Annotated in this window: 17 protein-coding genes; 8 read left to right on the forward strand and 9 right to left on the reverse strand. The window is 66.2% G+C overall.

Annotated elements, in window-relative coordinates:
* Positions 1 to 20 precede the first annotated feature (20 nt).
* Genes ACOGJC_RS13595 through ACOGJC_RS13605 form a run of 3 tightly spaced genes read right to left on the reverse strand, consistent with a single transcriptional unit; the run spans position 21 to position 2,577 of the window.
* Positions 21 to 488 (reverse strand): cupin domain-containing protein, encoded by a 468-nt coding sequence (locus ACOGJC_RS13595; protein ID WP_419845536.1) that lies wholly within the window; start codon positions 486 to 488, stop codon positions 21 to 23.
* Positions 488 to 1,780 carry an LLM class flavin-dependent oxidoreductase gene (locus ACOGJC_RS13600; protein ID WP_419845537.1) on the reverse strand — a complete coding sequence of 431 codons (1,293 nt, stop codon included), beginning with the start codon at positions 1,778 to 1,780 and terminating at the stop codon, positions 488 to 490. Before ACOGJC_RS13600 ends, ACOGJC_RS13595 begins: the two co-directional genes overlap by 1 nt.
* Entirely contained in the window at positions 1,780 to 2,577 is a 798-nt protein-coding gene (locus ACOGJC_RS13605) for an alpha/beta fold hydrolase (RefSeq protein ID WP_419845538.1), read from the reverse strand. Before ACOGJC_RS13605 ends, ACOGJC_RS13600 begins: the two co-directional genes overlap by 1 nt.
* A gap of 139 nt (positions 2,578 to 2,716) precedes the next feature.
* On the opposite strand from ACOGJC_RS13605, the gene ACOGJC_RS13610 reads away from it, so the two are divergent.
* Entirely contained in the window at positions 2,717 to 2,968 is a 252-nt protein-coding gene (locus ACOGJC_RS13610; protein ID WP_419845539.1) for a hypothetical protein, read from the forward strand.
* Between the two features lie 73 nt (positions 2,969 to 3,041).
* Here the strand turns inward: ACOGJC_RS13610 and ACOGJC_RS13615 are convergent, their stop codons facing one another.
* Positions 3,042 to 4,118, reverse strand: coding sequence for a TIGR03857 family LLM class F420-dependent oxidoreductase (locus ACOGJC_RS13615; protein ID WP_419845540.1), 1,077 nt, complete (start codon positions 4,116 to 4,118; stop codon positions 3,042 to 3,044).
* Between the two features lie 105 nt (positions 4,119 to 4,223).
* On the opposite strand from ACOGJC_RS13615, the gene rmuC reads away from it, so the two are divergent.
* A complete protein-coding gene (rmuC, locus tag ACOGJC_RS13620) occupies positions 4,224 to 5,633 on the forward strand; it encodes a DNA recombination protein RmuC (protein WP_419845541.1) in 1,410 nt (469 codons plus the stop codon).
* Between the two features lie 15 nt (positions 5,634 to 5,648).
* Here rmuC and ACOGJC_RS13625 read toward each other — a convergent pair whose 3' ends face one another.
* Positions 5,649 to 6,116 carry a SixA phosphatase family protein gene (locus tag ACOGJC_RS13625; protein WP_419845542.1) on the reverse strand — a complete coding sequence of 156 codons (468 nt, stop codon included), beginning with the start codon at positions 6,114 to 6,116 and terminating at the stop codon, positions 5,649 to 5,651.
* A gap of 19 nt (positions 6,117 to 6,135) precedes the next feature.
* Between ACOGJC_RS13625 and ACOGJC_RS13630 the strand changes: the two genes are divergently transcribed.
* Positions 6,136 to 6,549 (forward strand): globin, encoded by a 414-nt coding sequence (locus ACOGJC_RS13630; RefSeq protein WP_419845543.1) that lies wholly within the window; start codon positions 6,136 to 6,138, stop codon positions 6,547 to 6,549.
* On the opposite strand, the gene ACOGJC_RS13635 is transcribed toward ACOGJC_RS13630, so the two are convergent.
* Genes ACOGJC_RS13635 through ACOGJC_RS13645 form a run of 3 tightly spaced genes read right to left on the reverse strand, consistent with a single transcriptional unit; the run spans position 6,542 to position 10,252 of the window.
* The gene (locus tag ACOGJC_RS13635) at positions 6,542 to 7,726 is read right to left on the reverse strand and encodes an amidohydrolase family protein (RefSeq protein ID WP_419845544.1); all 1,185 of its coding nucleotides are present in this window, start codon (positions 7,724 to 7,726) and stop codon (positions 6,542 to 6,544) included. The genes ACOGJC_RS13630 and ACOGJC_RS13635 overlap by 8 nt on opposite strands.
* Positions 7,727 to 7,748: 22 nt before the next feature.
* Positions 7,749 to 9,032 (reverse strand): DUF1015 family protein, encoded by a 1,284-nt coding sequence (locus ACOGJC_RS13640; RefSeq protein WP_419845545.1) that lies wholly within the window; start codon positions 9,030 to 9,032, stop codon positions 7,749 to 7,751.
* The gene (locus tag ACOGJC_RS13645) at positions 9,029 to 10,252 is read right to left on the reverse strand and encodes a phosphoglycerate dehydrogenase (protein ID WP_419845546.1); all 1,224 of its coding nucleotides are present in this window, start codon (positions 10,250 to 10,252) and stop codon (positions 9,029 to 9,031) included. The genes ACOGJC_RS13640 and ACOGJC_RS13645 overlap by 4 nt, the downstream gene beginning before the upstream one ends.
* 210 nt (positions 10,253 to 10,462) lie before the next feature.
* Here ACOGJC_RS13645 and ACOGJC_RS13650 point away from each other — a divergent pair, with 210 nt between their 5' ends.
* From ACOGJC_RS13650 to ACOGJC_RS13670, 5 genes are read left to right on the forward strand one after another with little or no spacing between them, the layout of a single operon-like run.
* Positions 10,463 to 11,854, forward strand: coding sequence for an ABC1 kinase family protein (locus ACOGJC_RS13650; RefSeq protein WP_419845547.1), 1,392 nt, complete (start codon positions 10,463 to 10,465; stop codon positions 11,852 to 11,854).
* A 42-nt stretch (positions 11,855 to 11,896) separates the two neighbouring features.
* Entirely contained in the window at positions 11,897 to 14,143 is a 2,247-nt protein-coding gene (locus ACOGJC_RS13655; RefSeq protein ID WP_419845548.1) for a xanthine dehydrogenase family protein molybdopterin-binding subunit, read from the forward strand.
* 23 nt (positions 14,144 to 14,166) lie between these two features.
* The gene (locus ACOGJC_RS13660; protein WP_419845549.1) at positions 14,167 to 15,039 is read left to right on the forward strand and encodes an LLM class F420-dependent oxidoreductase; all 873 of its coding nucleotides are present in this window, start codon (positions 14,167 to 14,169) and stop codon (positions 15,037 to 15,039) included.
* The gene (locus ACOGJC_RS13665; protein ID WP_419845550.1) at positions 15,036 to 16,178 is read left to right on the forward strand and encodes a sulfotransferase family protein; all 1,143 of its coding nucleotides are present in this window, start codon (positions 15,036 to 15,038) and stop codon (positions 16,176 to 16,178) included. The genes ACOGJC_RS13660 and ACOGJC_RS13665 overlap by 4 nt, the downstream gene beginning before the upstream one ends.
* Positions 16,175 to 17,230, forward strand: a complete 1,056-nt coding sequence (locus ACOGJC_RS13670; RefSeq protein ID WP_419845551.1) for a DUF1214 domain-containing protein — start codon at positions 16,175 to 16,177, stop codon at positions 17,228 to 17,230. Before ACOGJC_RS13665 ends, ACOGJC_RS13670 begins: the two co-directional genes overlap by 4 nt.
* On the opposite strand, the gene ACOGJC_RS13675 is transcribed toward ACOGJC_RS13670, so the two are convergent.
* Positions 17,227 to 18,162 (reverse strand): SDR family oxidoreductase, encoded by a 936-nt coding sequence (locus ACOGJC_RS13675; protein ID WP_419845552.1) that lies wholly within the window; start codon positions 18,160 to 18,162, stop codon positions 17,227 to 17,229. The genes ACOGJC_RS13670 and ACOGJC_RS13675 overlap by 4 nt on opposite strands.

Here is an 18,162-nt window from a genome sequence, read left to right on the forward strand (position 1 = left end):
TACTGCGAGGTTGCGGAAAATCAATCAGTCCTCGGGCCGAACCAGTCGGGGAGGTCCAGTGGGGGGTGGGGGAGTTCGGTGATGCCGCGTTCTTCGAGGATGGCGGCGTGCTCGGCTTTGTCGGCGGGGGCGGGGCGGGAGTCGCCGAAGTAGATCTCTAGGATCTCAGCACCCTCGTCGCCCACCTTGATGGGGCCGAACGTAGCCAGGTGGGGGAGCTTGATGAGGGTGCCGGCCCGGCACATCTCTTCGTCGAACACCACCTCGCCGTCGATGACGAATATGAAGTGGTCGCTGTTGTGGCCGTGGCGCTCCAGTACCAGGCCGGGGTCGTAGCGGGTGTGGTACACGGCTCGCTCGGGGATCAGCTCCAGCATCTTCAGCCACACCGACACCCGGCGGCCGTCGGCGTGCTGCTGGCTCTTCACCTCGGCGAAGTCCATGTCTTCGGCGTGGATGTAGGACACCTGGGGTTGTTGTTCGCCCATTATCGGAACATCTTCAGCGACCGGCTGTCCGATGTGTCCTCAGGCCGCTCGTCGGCTGCCGACTCGATCGGGTTCAGCTCGTCGGGCGGGGTGAGGGCCAGGCTGATCGGGGAGTCCAGCTCGAAGGGGTCATGGAGCCCCAGCTCGTCGCCGATGTCCCGTAGGGCGGGCAGCACCTCGGTGCCCATCAGCTCGATGCACCGCAGGGAGTCGTCGTGGTTGACGTCCCCGTCGTTGCCCCACAGCATGAGGATCGACGGACGGCAGGTCTCCAGCACCACCCGCAGCTCAGCGATCACCTCGTCGGGGGTGCCGGCCACGATCTCCCGGGCGGCCAGTTGTTGCTCGAACGGGGCGGCTCTTGAGCCCCGCACCACGGAGTTGGCCATCTTGGCGTAGTCGAGCCGTCGGGCCGACGAGCCGTAGCCCGACGGGCTCACCCAGTAGGGGTGGCCGATGCCGGTGAACTCGCCCTGCATCCACATGAACTCCCGGGCGTTCTCCCGGGCCTTGTCGCCGTCTTCTTGCACGTGGACGCGCAGCAGATAGCCCCGATTCTCCGGTCCGGCCTCGTAGCCAACCGCCCGGGCCGCTTGGTCGTAGATCTCCCAGAGCTCGCCGGTGAGATGAAGGGGCGTGTTGAGCGAGATGTAGGGGTAGCGGTGCTGGGCCGCCCAGCGGATGGTCTCGGCGCTGAACACGCCGGGCACCCAGATGCGGGGGTGGGGCTTTTGCAGCACCCGGGCCCAGGGGTTGACCACCCGGTACTGGAAGTGCTCGCCCTCCCAGGAGAACGGCCCGTCGTCGGTCATGGTCTTGACCAGCAGGTCGTGGGCCTCGTTGAACCGCTCCCGGTTGTAGGCCGGGTTGGCGTTGAGGCACACCGACTCCTGGCCGGCGCCCCGCACGATGCCCGAGATGAGGCGGCCCTTGGAGATCATGTCGATCATGGCGATCTCTTCGGCGAACATCAGCGGGCTGTCGTAGGTGGGGAGTGGGTTGCCGAGCTGCACGATCTTGGCGTTCTCGGTGATGGCGGCCAGGATGCTCGACATCACCGTGATGCGGGCCTGCATGCAGAACGGGGCGTTGTGGTGCTCGTTGACCATGATCCCGTCGAAGCCCACCTGATCGGCCAGCTTGTACTCCTCGATGCGCTCGTTGAACAGGCGGCTGCCCTCGGCTGGGTCGTAGTACTTGTTGGAGAACATCACCGAGGTGAAGCCCTCCTTCAAGCCCTCGTCGGCCGGGTAGGCGCTCATGGGCTGCTCGGTGAAATACGACAGGAACATCAGCCTTCTCCTCCGGTGATGATGGCGGCGAGAGATTCGGGGGCTTCGAGGTCGACGGCGTGGCCGCAGTCGGGGACGATCTCCAATCGGGCGTCGGGCAGGGCCTCGACGTAGGCGTGGGCGCACTCCATGGGCACCACGGCATCGTTGTCGCCCCACACCACCAGGGCGGGGACGGCGACGCCTCCCAGCAGGGGCCGCAGCCGGCGGTTGTACATGTAGGGCTTCCACCCCACCCGAGTGGTCATTTCCCGGTTCATGTCCCAGGTGACCAGGGTGTCGTCGCCCAGCGGGTGCTCCTCGGATTCGTCGCCGTTGCGGGGGTAGATCGCCTCGAAGGCCTCGGTGCTGGAGAACGCCGCCTCCACATAGTTGGAGTGCGACACCAAGAACTGGTCGTAGATGCGACCCTTCTCGGGCAGCAGCCCCGCTGCTCCCACCAAAATGAGCCGCTTGAGCAGTTCGGGGGCCATGGTGGCCAACTCGGCCGCCACCCACCCTCCGAATCCGCAGCCCACCAGATCGACGGGCCCAAGCTCTTTGGCTCGCAGCCACTGTCCCACCAACAAGGCCAGATCCCGAGGATGGCGAGCCCAATCGGGCCGCTCCGACCCCTCTGTCCCGCCGTAGCCCGGCAAATCCAGCGCATGCACGGCGTAGTTGGCAGCCAGAGCCTCGTGGATCGGCATCCATCCCGGGTTCCCAAACGAGTGGTGCAGCATCACCAGCGGATCCCCCGACCCCCCAGCAAACTCCCGCATCCCCAGCCCTGCCACAGCAGTCGTCACAGTTTGCATCGCCCCGACGCTATACCGGCTCGACCCGTCAATGACTCGCTAACCTCTTAGGGAAACTCATTGACAGTCTCCACAAAATGAATATAAGCTAATTTCATAGTATTACATTTCACCCACTGGGAGGAAGGAATCTTCGGCTATGGCTGTTGAGTCGATTGCACAATTGGTGGCCCTGCTGGTGGTTTTTCTGGGCATTATCTGGCATCAACAACACAGCACCGACAAACTGCGCGACGAGGTCATCAGCAATGGCCAGCGGCTTGCCAGGATCGAAGGTTTCCTGAGAATCGGCATGCCTGCTCCAGCCGAATCAGGTGGAGCCAAGGCTCCGGCTGCCGGGCCCGTTAACGCCCCTTCAGCGCCAGAGGTCGAAACCGCCGCCGACGGCTAGCGGGCTTCTGCCAGCATCCGCTGGCGACACACAATCGGGCAGGGGAATCCGTTACGGCACGGTAGAAGCGCGATCAGCCGCCGGGGTTGGCGGGGAGGTGGTCGAATTTTTTGGTGGGGCGGGTGCGGGTGTATTCCTCGACTATGGGGCGGAGTTGGGTGGGGCTGGCGCCGTGGAGGATGACGCCGTCGCAGCCGAGGTCGAACTGGCCCCGGATCTTCTCCACGCACTGGGCGGGGGAGCCGGTGGCGGCGGGGGCGAGCCATTCGTCGGGGATGAGGGTGGCGATGTGCTCGAGTTGCTCGGTGGTGGCCACTTGGTCGATGGCGCCTTGGAAGTTCGCCACCAGTTCGTCGGCCAGGAACCGCTCCAGCGCGGCGGGATCCCAGTTGTTGGTGCGGGCCATGAGCTCGGGATAGCCCTGGAGGTAGGTGGCCATGCGGCCCACCGTCTTCTTGAGCCGGATGTCTTCGGGGAGGTGGTCGCCGATAGTGGCGAAGCAACTCCACACCTTCACCGAGGCCGGGTCGCGCCCGGCTTCCTCGGCGGCCCGCTTGACCGTGCCCACCACCCGGGCGGTGGTCTCGTCGGTGAAGAACGTGTGCAGCACTACCGCGTCGAAACAACGGCCGCCAAGGGCCAGGGAATTGGGACCGAAGGCGGTGAGGGCCATGGGGATGTGCTCGCTGCTGGCCCCCATCAGGGTCAGCACCGGGTATTCGCCGATCGGCCCCTCGTGGTTGAAGATGGGCTCTCCCTGCCATAGGCGGCGCATGACGCCCACGAAGTCCTCCATCTGGGCGGTGGTGATGGGGGGCAGGCCGAAGGCTTGGGAGAGGCGGTCGACCCCCCGGCCGAGGCCCAGGCAGAAGCGGCCGGCGGTGAGCTTGTGCATGGTCATGGCGTAGGCCGCGGTCACCACCGGATGGCGGGTGTGGTGATTGGTAGCCGCAGTGGCGATGCCCATGCTCTCGGCGGCCACCCCGACCGCCCCCGACAAGGTGGCCGCCTCTTTGATATTGAACCGTTCGCTGATGAACACGTTGCCAATGCCCAGTTCCTCGGCCTGGCGAACCTCGTCGATCAACTCCCGAGGCGACTCCGGCGCCCCGGCCAAGGTATAGAAGCCAAGCTCGTTCATCTGGGGCATTTGGGGCTCTCCTCTTGGTTTTGCGGGCGGGTTGCAGGTTAGGCCAAGCCGTCGGTTGAAGCCTTGGCCGGAAACTGTCACCGGGGGTTTCTAGGATGCGGGCCTATGGAGATTGTTCTTCTCATCGTGGTCTTGGTCCTGGTAGTTGCCCTGGCCGTTGTCGTGTGGCGGGGGCGCCTCGCGGGGGTTGGCGCTGGGGCCGGCGACACCAACGAGCTCAGAACCCGTGCGGCCCAATTGGAGGTCCAGCTTGCCGAGCGTGACCAGCAGCTCAGCGAGGCGCGAGGCGAGCGCGATGCGGCCCGGGCAGAGCGGGATGAGGTGCGGGACGAGAGGGAGACCGCCCTACGGAGGCTGGCCGCAACAGAGGCTGAGCACGAGGCTCGCAGCGAAGAGCTGGCCAAGGCACGCGAGGAGTTGGAGACCCAGTTCAAGGGCATTGCCGACGACGTGACCAAGGCCAACAGCGAGGCGTTTCTCAAGCAGGCCAAGGAGCAGTTCGAAAACCAGAAGAAGCTCAGCGAGGCCGACCTGAAGCAGCGCCAGCAGGCCATCGACGAGTTGGTCAAACCGGTCAAGGAGAACTTGGAGACGTTCGCGAAGCGAGTCAACGAGATCGAGGAGAAGCGGGAAGGGGCCTACGAAGGGTTGAATACCCAGGTCAAACAACTGCTAGAGACCACTGGCGGTCTGAAAGAAGCTCTCCGTTCACCGCAGGTCAGGGGACTATGGGGAGAGCAGACCTTGCGCAACATCCTCGAAGTGTCTGGCATGAGGGAGCACATTGATTTCTTTGAACAGCACAGCGTCGACACCGACGACGGCAAGTTGCGGCCGGACGCCGTGGTCCGGGTGCCCGGCGGTGTTCAGGTGGTGATCGACGCCAAGACGCCGTTGGACTCCTACTTGGAGGCGCACAGCGAGAAGGACGAACAGCGCCAAGACGAACTACTCCACAGCCACGCCCGGTCGCTCATGGGGCATGCGAAGGTGCTGGGAGACAAGGATTACGCCGCGGCAGTCGACGGTTCACCCGATTTCACGGTCATGTTCGTGCCTGCCGACCCGATCCTGGATGCTGCGGTAGACGTGCAGCCCACCCTGTGGGATGAGGCATGGCAGAGGCACCGCGTGCTCATTGCCACTCCCGGCCTCTTGTTGGCGTTCCTGCGGACGGTTGCTCTGGCCTGGCAGCAGCAGGACCTTCAAGAGAACGCCCAGGAGATTGCCGATGGCGCGACCGCCCTATACGACAGCCTGCGGGTCTACGCCGGCCATGTCGACAATGTGGGCAAGGGATTGCAGCGGGCGGTGAAGGCCTACAACGACAGCATCGGATCGCTGGAAGGCCGCGTGCTCCCCCGGGCTCGCAGGTTCGAGGAGCTGGGCCCAGTCAGTGGAGTCAAGAGGATTGACGATGTCTCGCCGGTGGAGGCCTATCCTCGATCAGTGGCCGCGGCCGAGTTGGTCGAGGCTGAGGCGGTGTTGGAGTTGAATGAGGCAGAAGAGGATTGAGAGGCCGGTTCTGCGTTAGCTGTCAGTGAGCAGGCGCGGGGGGAGGAGCCATTCCAGTAGGCCGGAGTTGTCGGGGTTGAGGTTTACCCGAGCCAAGGCCCCGGTGGGCATGCGCAACTCGGCGCCGGTCAAGTATTCCAGGGCGCTGGACATCGTTGGTTCGTGTCCGACGAGCATGAGCAGCGGGACCTGTCGCTTGCAGGCCAGCTTGACCGTGTTTTCGACCGTGCCGTAGTACAGCTCGTCGACTATCTCGATCGGACAGGGCCAATCACCGGCAGCAATGGCGATCTCCACGGTTTGGCGAGTCCGGACGGCCGGTGAGCACAGCACCAGGTCTGGAATGTGGCCGACGTCAGCGAGGAAGCTGCCGATGGCCGCGGCGGCGACGCGGCCCCGGTTGGCCAGCGGCCGGCTCAGATCGTCAGTCGCTCCGGCATGCCAGTCGGATTTGGCATGCCTCAGAAATATGACTGCGGACATGGTGCAATACGCTAGGCCGGTGGAACAGTCGGTGTACGACGCAGCGGGCGGACAGGTGTTCTTCGACCAGTTGGTCGACCGCTTCTACGACGGAGTGGCCGATGACCCGGTGCTGCGCCCGCTGTATCCCGAGGATCTGGGCCCGTCCCGAAGCCGGCTGGCCGGGTTCTTGGCCCAGTACTGGGGTGGGCCGCCGCACTACAGCACCGAGCGGGGCCACCCTCGGCTGCGGATGCGCCACGCGCCGTTTGAGATCGGGGGCCCCGAGCGTGATGCCTGGATGGGGCACATGCGGGCGGCGGTAGGCGAAGCTGAGATGGCCGACGACATCCGGGCCGCCATGCTGGACTACTTCGAATCGGCGGCCACTCACTTGATCAACAAGCAGCCGCCCCCGGCCCCGCCGGATTCCCGGCAAGTGCCGATCAGCTGACTGGCGCCGCCATTTTGTCGGCGATGACCGGCGACGGCTGGCTCACCGTGTCCAGATCGATGCTGTAGAGCTCGGCCACGTTGGTGAGGGTGAGTTTGCGGCGGTCGGCCTCGCTCACGCCGGCCTCGTCGAACTCCATTGCGGTGAACTCCTGGGACCGCGGCCAGGTGGCTGCGCCGTGGGGGTAGTCGCTGGACCACATGAAGTGGTCACTGCCGGTGAACCGCAGATTGTTCAGCCCGATCGGGTCTTCGATGTAGGTGAGGTACACGTTGCGGCGGAAGTACTCCGAGGGCTTCAAACTCAGCTTGTCGTCGATCCGCCCCCAAGCGCCGCTATAGGTGACATCGAGTCTCTGCTCCAGCCGGGCGGCGTAGTCGATTCCCCCTTCGGCGGCCACGATCCGCAGGTTGGGATGGCGCTCGAACACCCCGGCGGCGATCAGCTCGGCGGTGGTGTGGGCCAGCTCATCGCGTGACGTGATCCCGAAGTAGTAGGTGCCCTCCACGGTGACGCCGTACTGGCTGATTCCCCTGGTTTGGTGACCGGCCAGAATGTGGATGGATATCGGCATCGACCGTTCGGCGGCGGTTGCCCACAGCGGCTCGTATCGGTCGGAGAAGAAGCTGTACTCCCGGGTGGCGGGCGGCGAACTCCAGATGATGGCGCCCCGCAGACCCATGTCGCCGCAGCGGTTGAGCTCGGCCACGCCCACCTCGATGTCCCAGGTGGGGACCATGGCGATGCCGATGATCCGGTCGGGGTCGACGGCGCAGAACTCGGCCAGCCAGTCGTTGTACACCTGGATGCAGGCCAGCTGCAGCTCCACGTCGTCGTATTGCAAAAGCGACAGGCCGGCGGTGGGGTACACCACATCGGCCATCGTGTCGTCCACCCACATGTCGGCCAGCCGGGTCACCGGATCGTGCCCGCCCGTCGCTCCGACCCAGGCATCGGGATCGGCAGCCAGGGCAGCGTCCACCTCCTGGGTGGAGATGCCGGCGTTGCGGGAAAGGGTGAGGTTCACCCCCCGCCCCATCTCCGGAGCCTCGAAGTACCAGTAGTGGTTGTCGGGGTCCTGCACCGCTCTGGGTGCCCGGTCCCGCAGGCGGCTGGGCAAGCGCTCCAGCCACAAGTCGCCGGGTTCGACCACGTGGGAGTCCGATGAGATCAACACGTCGGCAACAGTAACCGCTCTTCTAGGAGGCGGGCAGGTGGGACGTGGCGCCCCGTCCCAGCACCCGCAGGAACACGCCGGAGCGGGGCTTGGGGGCGAAGAAGCTCGATTTGGGCGGCATGAGCCCGTTCTCGTCGGCCACCGCCATCAGCTCGCGCACCGACAGGGGGAACAGCGCGAATCCCACCCGGCTCTCGGCATCGCACCGGCGGGCCAGTTCGTCGAGGCCGAGCGAAGCGGGAACATAGTCCACCGCTCCCGGCTGGCCGAGCTCGTCGGCCCCCAGCACCGGATCGAGGATGGATCGGCGCAACCGCTCCACGTCCAGGCCGTTGACTGCGCCGTTGCCCACGGCAGGGGGCAACTCCATCTGATGCCACGAGCCTCCCAGATAGAGCCCGGCGAAGCCCCTCTTCAGAGGGCGGGCCTGCATGGCGGAGAAAACCGGGGTTACTTCGGCCACATCGTCGAGGGCGGTCAAACAGTCTTCGACCCCTCGATGGTGCTGGTCGACGGCCAGTCGGTGGAAGGCCTGCACATGGAGTTGCTCGTCGGGGAACACCACGGCCAGTGTCCGGGCCAGCACCGGGTTGTCGGGCTCGGCGGCCAGCGCCCGCACCGCGGCGGCCGAGCGGTGGTGGCCGTCGGTGACGTACAACGCATGGTGGTCGAAGGCCGCGGCAAGCTGCTCGGTGTGGCTGTCGGGCACCGTCCAGATCTGATGGCGTACCGCGGTGGATCCGAACTCAAGGTCAGCGGGCGTAGACGAGGTGATGTCGAATAGCTGGTTGCCAAGCTCCGCCGTAGACCGAACGGCCATGGCCACCGGGCTGGATGTGGCGCCCACACCCTGGAGGTGAGCGGTGAGCAAGTCGGCCCTCTCGTCGTGGACGTTCTCGTGAATGCGGATGCGACCATCGTCGAAGCCCCGCACCGGCACGGTGCACACCACCCCGGTCTGCATGCCCTGTTTGTGGGTCAGCCGGTACAGATACAGGGCCGGCCGTCCGGTTGGGCTGAACGCATTGGAGCTGAGAAGGCGGGTAAGGGCGCTGGCACCCTCAATGGCGAGGTCTTGGTGGGAGAGGTCGGTGTTGTCGTAGAGATCCTCTCGGCTTCTGGTGACGTTCATGTAGCTGTAAGGGTTGGCCGCCACCAACGCTCGGCGCTGCTGTGCCGAGAGATTGTCGTAGGCCCGGCTGATCACCCGCTCAGCCCAGTCGGGGTGTACCAGCCAGCCGGCAAAGGGGGCGACCAGAGGCTCGCTCTGCGACTGGGGACGGGCGACGGAGGTGGTGTCGGTCACTGCGCTGCCGCCGGGTGGGTGTCGAGCACCGACGCGCAGATCACATGCTCAATGGATGAGAGGGCGTCCAGCAGCTCGTCGTCAATGGTGCCAGCCACCTCGATGATGGCTACCGCCGCCTCGGAGCCGGAGAAAATCCGATTCTGCATGTTGGCCACATTGAGGTGCTGTCGGCTCAGCTCTTGCAGCACACAGGCCAGCACCCCCACCCGGTCGTGGTGGCGGACGCTCAGCGTGGCGGTTCGATTGGGCACCCGCTCCAAGTTGACGCAATCCAGCACAACACCGTTGCGGTAGGCCTCGATCACCTCGGCGGTGCCCTCCGCCACGGCCATCTGGGCCTGTTCGGTGGAGGCTCCAATGTGGTGGGTGGCGGTCACTTTCGGGTGGCGGGCCAACTCGGATCTGATCTGGCCGACTCCCCCCGAAGGCTCGTCGGCGAACACGTCGAGACCGGCTCGCAGATCAGTGGAATCCAACGCGGCCAACAGCGCGGCCTCGTCAACCACTTCGCCCCGGCTGGTGTTGATGAGCACCGCTTCAGGCTTCATGGCCCCCAGGAACTCAGCATCCACCATCCCGATGGTGTCTTCGCCTCCAGGCACATGCAGCGACACAATGTCGCTGGTGGCCAGCAGCGTGTTCCGGTCGGGCACTTCCTCCACCCCGATGTCGACCAACTGGCGCCGTATGTCTCGGGAGCGGTCGGATCGGGGTTCGGTGATGACCCGCAGGCCGCAGGCTCCGGCCCGTCGGGCCACTTCAATGCCGATGGCGCCCATGCCGATAATGCCCAGGGTGGCGCCGAACAGCCCTCGGGCTTTGCTGTACGACTGCTTGTTCCAGTCGCCCGCCCGGAGATCGGCGGTGGCAGGAGCGATATGGCGGTCGATGGCGAACATCAGCCCGATGGCCAACTCAGCCACCGCGATGGCGTTGCGGCCCGGCACGTTGCACACGAATATGCCCAGTTCGGCGGCCCGATCGGCGGCAATGGTGTTGGTTCCCGCCCCGGCCCGAACCACCAGGCCGAGTTGGTCGGCGGCTTCCAGGGCGGTTGCGGTGACCTTGGTGCTGCGCACCACCAGCACGTCGAACCCGGCGATGTGATCCGGCAGGTTCTCGGCGTTCAGCGAGGGGTCGACCACACATTCGTCGCCCCCGGCCCGCAGCCGCTCGACGGCGCTTTCGGCCAAGCTGTCAGCAAAGAGGATTCGCATCACTCAGACTCCGTGATTGCTCTGCGGGGGATGGGATGCGGCGCAAACTGGTGACAGCTTGTGTGCCGCATTGCGGAACCGTTCCACGTTACGATACTCGCCTTTTTCGGGCTGTGCCCTGCGGATTGGGGGAAACCAGCCGCGGACTCTCCTGCCGAGATCATCGCCAAAGTCATGAGGTGCCGGGGCTGGGCCGGTATTTTCGGCGGCGTGGCAGACAGGCGCGGTCGGGGAGCGGTTCCCCAGAAAGGAAGGCTGGGGCGCACGGCCAAGATGGCCGGGTTGGGGGCCCGGAGCGGCAGAAGGTGGGCTTTAGCCAAGGCCCGCCAGGTGTTCGCCGACGCCGAGCGGTCTGAGGCCCTTGACGCCGAGCGGGAGCTGCGCACCTCGGCCGATGTGGTGGAAGTGCTGGGCAACATGAAGGGTGCGCTGATGAAGATCGGCCAGATGGCCAGTTACCTGGATGTCGGCCTGCCCGAGTCCACCCGGTCGTCTTTGGCCCAGCTCCAGGCTAACGCCCCGCCCATGAGCCCGGCTCTGGCCGAATCGGTGATCGCCGCCGAGTTGGGCGCTCCGCCCGCCGAGCTGTTCGATCAGTGGGATCCTGTGCCCATCGCCGCGGCCTCCATCGGCCAAGTCCACCGGGCCATCACCCCCGACGGGCGGGCGTGCGCGGTCAAGATCCAGTATCCCGGGGTGGCGGAGGCCATTGCCGCTGACTTGGGGTCGGCCCGAATGGTGTTCCGGGCGCTCTCGGTGCTGTTTCCCGGCCTCGACCCCGCTCCCATCGTGGAAGAGCTGCGCCAGCGGCTCACCGAAGAGCTCGATTACGAGCACGAGGCGTTCAATCAGCGCCTGTTCGCCGACCACTACCGGGGCCACCCTTACATCTTCATCCCCGAGGTATACGACGACTTGAGCTCGGCCCGGGTGCTGACCACCGAACTGGCCGCCGGGGCGACTTTTGAGGAAGTGCTGGGCTGGTCCCATGAGCAGCGCAACCGGGTGGCCGAGACCATCTATCGGTTCTCGTTCGGGTCGATCTATCGCTTGTGGGCGTTCAACGGCGACCCCCACCCCGGCAACTACCTCTTCGATCCCGACGGCTCGGTCACCTTCTTAGACTTCGGCCTGGTGAAGCGGTTCACCACCGACGAGATCGAGCAGTTCGAGCGGATGCTCACTGCCATGGTGATCGACCGGGACATTCCCCGGTTCCGGGCCGAGCAGGTGGCCGCAGGGCTGTTGCCGGCCGATGCCCCCTTCAGCGACGACGAGGTGGAGGCGTTCTTCACCCACTTCTACGAGTTCGTGTTGACTGACGAGACCCGGACCTTCACCTCGGAATATGCCGCCGCGGGGGTCAGAGCCATTTTCAACGCCACCGGCGAGCACGCCGAGTTGAAGAAGGTGCTCAACGTGCCGCCCTCGCTGGTGGTGCTTCAGCGCATCAACCTCGGGCTGATCTCGCTGTTCGCCCAACTTGGGGCCACCGCCAACTGGCGGAGGATCGCCGAGGAGCTGTGGCCATTCACCGACCGGGCCCCCTCCACTCCAATGGGCCAAGACGCCCAAGGCTGGCGAATGTCGCTACCGCAGTAGCGAGTACGAGCCAGAGGGGCTCCTAGCCTACGCTTCTCGCCCATGAGCATTTTGGGCAACGAGGTCAGGCGGGTGGAAGACCCCCGGATGCTGACCGACGGTGGAACGTACGTGGCCGATATCCCACTGGAGGGGGCGGCCCATGTGGCGTTCGTGCGGTCGCCCATCGCCCACGCCCGGCTGCTCTCGGTGGAGGTCAGCGAGGCTCAGGGCATGCCCGGTGTGCTCGACGTGGTCACCGGCGACGACCTCGATCTGGCCCCCCGCCCGCCGATGGCCGGTGACACTGCCATGTCGCGCCCGCTGCTGGCTGTCGGCAAGGTGCGCTTCGTCGGCGAGGCCGTGGCCGCCGTGGTGGCCGAGACCGTCGAGCAGGCCACCGACGCCGCCGAAGCAGTGTGGGCTGACTACGACCCGCTGCCCGCGGTGGTCGATGCAGAGACTGCCGCCGACGGCCCCAAGCTGTTCGACGACGCCGAGTCCAACGTGTCCATAGCCCTGCCTCCCGCGGTGGACTTGGACTTCAGCGAGTGCGATGTGGTGATCACCCACCGCATCGTCAACTCCAAGATCTACGCCAGTCCCATTGAAGGCCGGGTGGCCGCGGCCGCGTGGGGTGAGGACGGGCGGCTGACCTGCTGGTCGAGCACCCAGGGGTCCCACACCGCCCAAGGAGCCATCGCCAGCGCGCTGGGCTTGGACCTGTCACAGGTGCGGGTGGTCATCCCCGATGTGGGCGGGGGCTTCGGCACCAAGGCCAGCCCCGGTGCCGAGGAATGTCTGCTGGGATGGTTGGCCCGCCGGGTGGGCCGACCGGTGCGCTGGGCGGAGACCCGCACCGAGAGCCTTCAGTCGCTGGGTCACAGCCGAGCCCAATTCCAAACGGTCACCCTGGGGGGCACCACCGAGGGTCGCCTCACCCACTATCGCTTGGACATGCTGGCTGATGCCGGGGCCTATCCCGGTGTCGGCGCCCTGCTGCCCACCTTCACCGGACTCATGGCGCCGGGCAACTATGACATTGCCAATGTGGCCTGGTCGGCTACCGCAGTGGCGACCAGCACCGCCCCGGTGAACGCGTTCCGTGGGGCCGGCCGCCCCGAGGCCACCGCGGCCATCGAGCGGGCGGTCGATCTGTTTGCCGCCGAGATCGGCATGGACCCGGCCGAGGTGCGCCGCCGCAACTTTCTCTCCCCCGATGCCTTTCCCCTCACCACCCCCACCGGTGCGGCCTACGACTCTGGGGACTACCGGGCTTCGCTGGAAGCCGCGCTGGAAGCAGCCGACTACGAGGGCCTGCGAGCCGAGCAGGCCGCCCGTCGAGAGCGGGGCGACCAACAGCTCCTGGGCATCGGGCTGGCTTCCTATGTGGAGGTCACCTCGCCGATGGGTCCCGTGTGTACGGAGACGGGAAGCCTGGAGCTGCGCCCCGACGGCACGGTGCTGGCCCGCACCGGGGCCACTCCCTTCGGCCAGGGCCATGTGACCACTCTGGCTATGGTGGTGGCTGACACCCTGGGGATCGACATGGACCGGATCGAGATGATCCACGGCGACACCGACGAGATCCCCTCCAGCGACGTCACTGGTGGATCCCGCACCGCCCAAATCGCCGGCTCGGCTCTGTTCGACGCTTCCGAGAAGCTGATCGAGGCGGCCCGCCCGCTAGCTGCCGAGTTGCTGGAGGCGGCGGCTGCCGACGTGGTGCTCGACGCGGAGACCGGTCAATTTCACGTGGTCGGCACTCCGGCCCGGTCGGCGAACTGGGCCGATGTGGCCGCGGCGGCCACCGAGCGGGTGTTCGTGGAGAACGACTTCGAGCAGCACGGCGCCACCTTCCCGTTCGGCACCCATGTGGCCGTGGTAGAGCTCGACTCCGACACTGGCGAGGTAAGGCTGGAGCGGCTGGTGGCGGTGGACGACGCCGGAAACCTGCTCAACCCGCTGCTGGCCCACGGACAGATCCACGGCGGGCTGGCCGCTGGCGCGGCTCAAGCGCTGATCGAAGAGGTCCACTACGACCCCGACGGCAACCTGCTCACCTCCAACTTCGCCGACTACGGGGTGGTCTCCTCCACCGAGCTGCCCAGTTTCGAGGTCCACGAGTCGGTCACTCCCACCCCGCTCAACCCGCTGGGGGCCAAGGGAATCGGCGAGTCGGGCACCGTGGGCTCCACCCCCGCAGTGCAGAACGCGGTGGTAGATGCCCTGTCCCATCTCGGCATCCGTCACCTCGATATGCCCGCCTCCCCTCAAAAGGTCTGGTCGGCCATGGAGTCAGTCAGCTAGCGCTTCCCCTACGCTGGCGGGCCATGAAGTTCGGGATCGGTTTCGCAAACATTCTCCACTGGACCACCGCAGAGGGCGCGGTGGAGTTCGGCCAGGCGGCGGAGGCCGCCGGATTCGACTCGGTGTGGACGGTGGAGCACGTGGTGTATCCCGACGAGTACGCCTCGCAGTACCCCTACGACCCGTCGGGCAAGATGGCGATGACCCCCGACTCCCCGCTGCCCGACCCTCTCATCTGGCTGACTTGGGTGGCGTCGGCCACTACGAGCCTGCGGCTGGGCACCGGCATCTTGATCCTGCCCCAGCGCAACCCGGTGGTGCTGGCCAAGTCGCTCGGCACCCTCGACTCCATGTCGGGTGGTCGGGTCATCCTCGGGGTAGGCGTGGGCTGGCTCAAAGAAGAGTTCGAAGCGCTGGGCATCCCCTGGGAGCGTCGGGGCCAGCGCACCGACGACTACATCGGAGCCATGCGGGCGCTGTGGGACGCAGACAGCACCTCGTTTGACAGCGATCACGCCTCATTCTCCGGGGTCAGCGTGAACCCCAAGCCGGCCAACGGCCGGGTGCCCATCGTGATCGGCGGCCACTCGCGGGCCGCGGCCCGCCGAGCGGGGCGGTTGGGCGACGGCTTCTGGCCGGGACCCCGAGAAGGGGTGTCCATGGCCGAGCTCATCGACGAGATGCGCCAAACCGCCGCCGCAGCCGGCCGGGATCCGGAGGGCATCGAGATCACCGTGGGCTTGCCCAACACACCGATGGACGACCCCGCCGGGCTGATACAGGAGGTGGCCGAGTTGGGAGGCGACCGCCTGATCGTCCCCTCGTTCCTGTTCTTTGCCGACACTGCGAACACCATGGCCGCTTTCGGCCGGCAACTGAGGGATGCAGACCAATGAGCCCAATCGAGCAATGGCACGGCGCCGCCGTCGAGCGGACCGGGCTGGACGACTTCGGTCAGGACGACTACCTCGAGGGCCTCACCGTGCTGGAGGATTCGCTGGAGGCCGAGGCGGCCATGACGGACATCGGCCGCTTTGCCATCGGCGAGATCATCACCGGGGCTCTCATGGGACGCCTCAAGGCCGTAGCCGGGCTGAAAGTCCGACCAGAGGCGGCCGACGTCAATGTCGAGCGGCCTTTGGTCATCATCGGCCTGCCCCGCACCGGCACCACGGCCTTGCACCAACTCATGGCGGCCAGCCCCCACTTCCAGGGATTGGAGCTGTGGCTGGCCGAGATGCCCCGGCCCCGCCCGCCCCGCGACCAGTGGGAGCAGATCGACGACTACGTCAACTGCAAGGCCAAGATGGACGCCATGGCCGAGATGAATCCCGACCAGTCCACCATTCACTTCCAATCAGCCGAGCTCGTGGACGAGTGCTGGAACTTGTTCCGCCACTCATTCGCCAGCGTGACGTTTGAGTGCCTGTTCCGTATCCCCACCTATTCCGCCTGGTGGGCGAACTGCGACATGGGCCCGGCCTACGCCCATCACCGCCGCAGCATCGGCCTGATCGGCGTGGACGAGCCCGACACCTGCTGGCTGCTGAAGGACCCCAGCCATCTCTTCGCCCCCGAAGCGCTGTTCGCCACCTACCCCGACGCCAACGTGGTGATGACCCACCGTGATCCGTTGAAGGCGGTGGCCTCGGTGTGCAGCCTCACTGCCGTCAGCCGCCAGGGATTCGAAGAGCATCCCGACAACATCGCCCACGGGGCCGAGCAGACTGAGCTGTGGGCTCGGGGCATCGAGCGGATGCTGGCCTCGCGGTCCGGGCGGGAGGACCGGTTCTACGACCTACAATTCGCCGACTTCCAGTCCGACCCGCTGGGCTGCGTGGCCGCCATCTGCGACCGGTTCGGATACCAGTTCGACGCCGCCGCCGAGCGGGCCGTGGCCCAATGGGCCGCCGATCACCCGAAGGGTGAGCACGGCGTCCACGACTACAGCCCCGATCAATACGGGCTGCGGGCCGAGGTCGTCCACGAGCGGTATGCCCACTACATCGAGACCTGCGGGGTGACAGTGGAATGAGTGAAATCGATCTGGCCAAGAGCTGGGATGAGTTCTGCGACGCTCTACGCGATGCGGGCCGCCAAGTACTCGACGCATCACCCGACAACGACTTCGACCGAGCCGAGGGGTTGCGCTACGTGACCCGTTTGGCCCGCAACTTCCTGAACGCCAACCTGGAAGAGGCCGATCCGGCTCGAGCCGTCCTCAACCAAGCAGGCGTGAAGATTGGCCTGGACAACCCCGACTACGCCTACGGCGGCGCCCGGATATCGCCCGGCTTCGACTACCGGCTACGGGGCCGACTCAACGACGCCCACTCCATTCGCATGGGGGCGTTCAGCGGTGGTTTGGGTACCCCCGAAGGGCTGATTCGCGACAGCTACCTGACCACCGAGGATCTCGAGTTGGATTCCGACGGCCGGTTCGAGGTGGCCATCAGCTCCGAGCCCCAATCCGGCCCCTGGCTGGCCATGAAGGAGGGCACCAACTCGCTGACCATCCGCCAGACCCTGCTGGACCGGCCCAATCAAACCCCCGCTGAAATGACCCTGGAGCGGACTGACGCGGGAAGCCCGCCTCAGCCGGTGGACCCCGAGCGGCTGGCCGGCGCACTAGGCCGGGCCGGGTTCACCGTGGCCGCGGTGGTGGGTCAGTTTCTGGGATGGACGGCCAGCTTCGCCGCCCATCCCCATGAGGTGCGGCCCATCGACCCCGAGCTCTTGGCCTTCGCCCAGGGCGACCCTGATACGTCGTACAACTATGGCTACTTCGACTTGGGCCCCGACGTGGCTTGGATCATCGAGTTCGAGCCCCCCGAATGCGAATACTGGAACATCCAGCTAGGCAACCACTGGCTGGAATCACTGGACTTCGAGTACTACCCGACCAGCTTGAACCACCACACCGCGGTAGTCGAAGACGACGGCACGGTGCGAGTGGTGGTCGCCCGGCGCGATCCCGGCCACCCCAACTGGCTGGACACCGCCGGCCACTCCCGTGGCGGCCTGGCCCTGCGCTGGGTGGGGGCAGACCACGAGCCCGAGGTCCGCTGCCGGGTGGAAGAGCTCTAAATCTCGTGGCTGGGCCGGCCGGGGCCTGCGGCGGGGTTGCCGCTCATGTCGGCATTTAACTCAGCCTTGGCCATCAGGTCGGCCACCACCGGTTGGAGGGTGGTGGGATCCTGGGAATCGAGTGGCACGTTGGGGCCCAATGCCCAGCCTTCGGCAATCCCCAGTCGACCATTGCCGACCACCCAGACTCGGCCGGTCACGTTGTCGGCCTCGGGGCTGCACAGCCAGGTGACGATGGGGGCGATCCACGTGGGCGACATGGTCTCCTGGACCTCTTCTGAAATGTCGGCGCCGCCCATCAGCGGGGCGGTCAGCCTGGTCAGGGCGCTGGGGGCGATGCAGTTCACGGTGATGCCGTAGCGAACCAGCTCCATTGCCGAGATCACCGTGAAGGCGGCGATGCCCGCTTTGGCCGCGCCGTAATTGGTCTGGCCCACATTCCCGAAGATGCCCGACGGAGATGCCGTATTGATGATTCGTGCTTGGAAGCTCTGCCCGGCCTTGGTCTGCTCCCGCCACCAGGCGGCGGCGTGGTGGACCGGGGCGAAGGTCCCCTTGAGGTGTACTTGCACCACCGCATCCCAGTCGGACTCGCTCATGGAGAACACCATGCGGTCCCGCAGGATGCCGGCGTTGTTGATGAGGATGTCCAGCGTTCCAAAGGTGTCGATGGCCTGGTGGATCATGTCCCGGGCGGCGTCGAAGTCGCTCACGTCGGCGCCGTTCACCACCGCTTCGCCGCCCATTGTCCGGATCTCTTCGACCACTTCACCGGCGGGCCCGGCGTCGCCGCCCCGGCCGTCGGGATCGGCGCCCAAGTCGTTGACCACCACCTTGGCGCCGTGTTGGGCCAGCATCAGGGCGTATTCCCGTCCGATGCCCCGTCCCGCGCCGGTGATCACCGCGACCCGTCCTTCACAAAGCCTGCTCAT

It is taken from the genome of Candidatus Poriferisocius sp. (assembly GCF_965204015.1).
Taxonomy (GTDB): Bacteria; Actinomycetota; Acidimicrobiia; order Acidimicrobiales; family Bin134; genus Poriferisocius.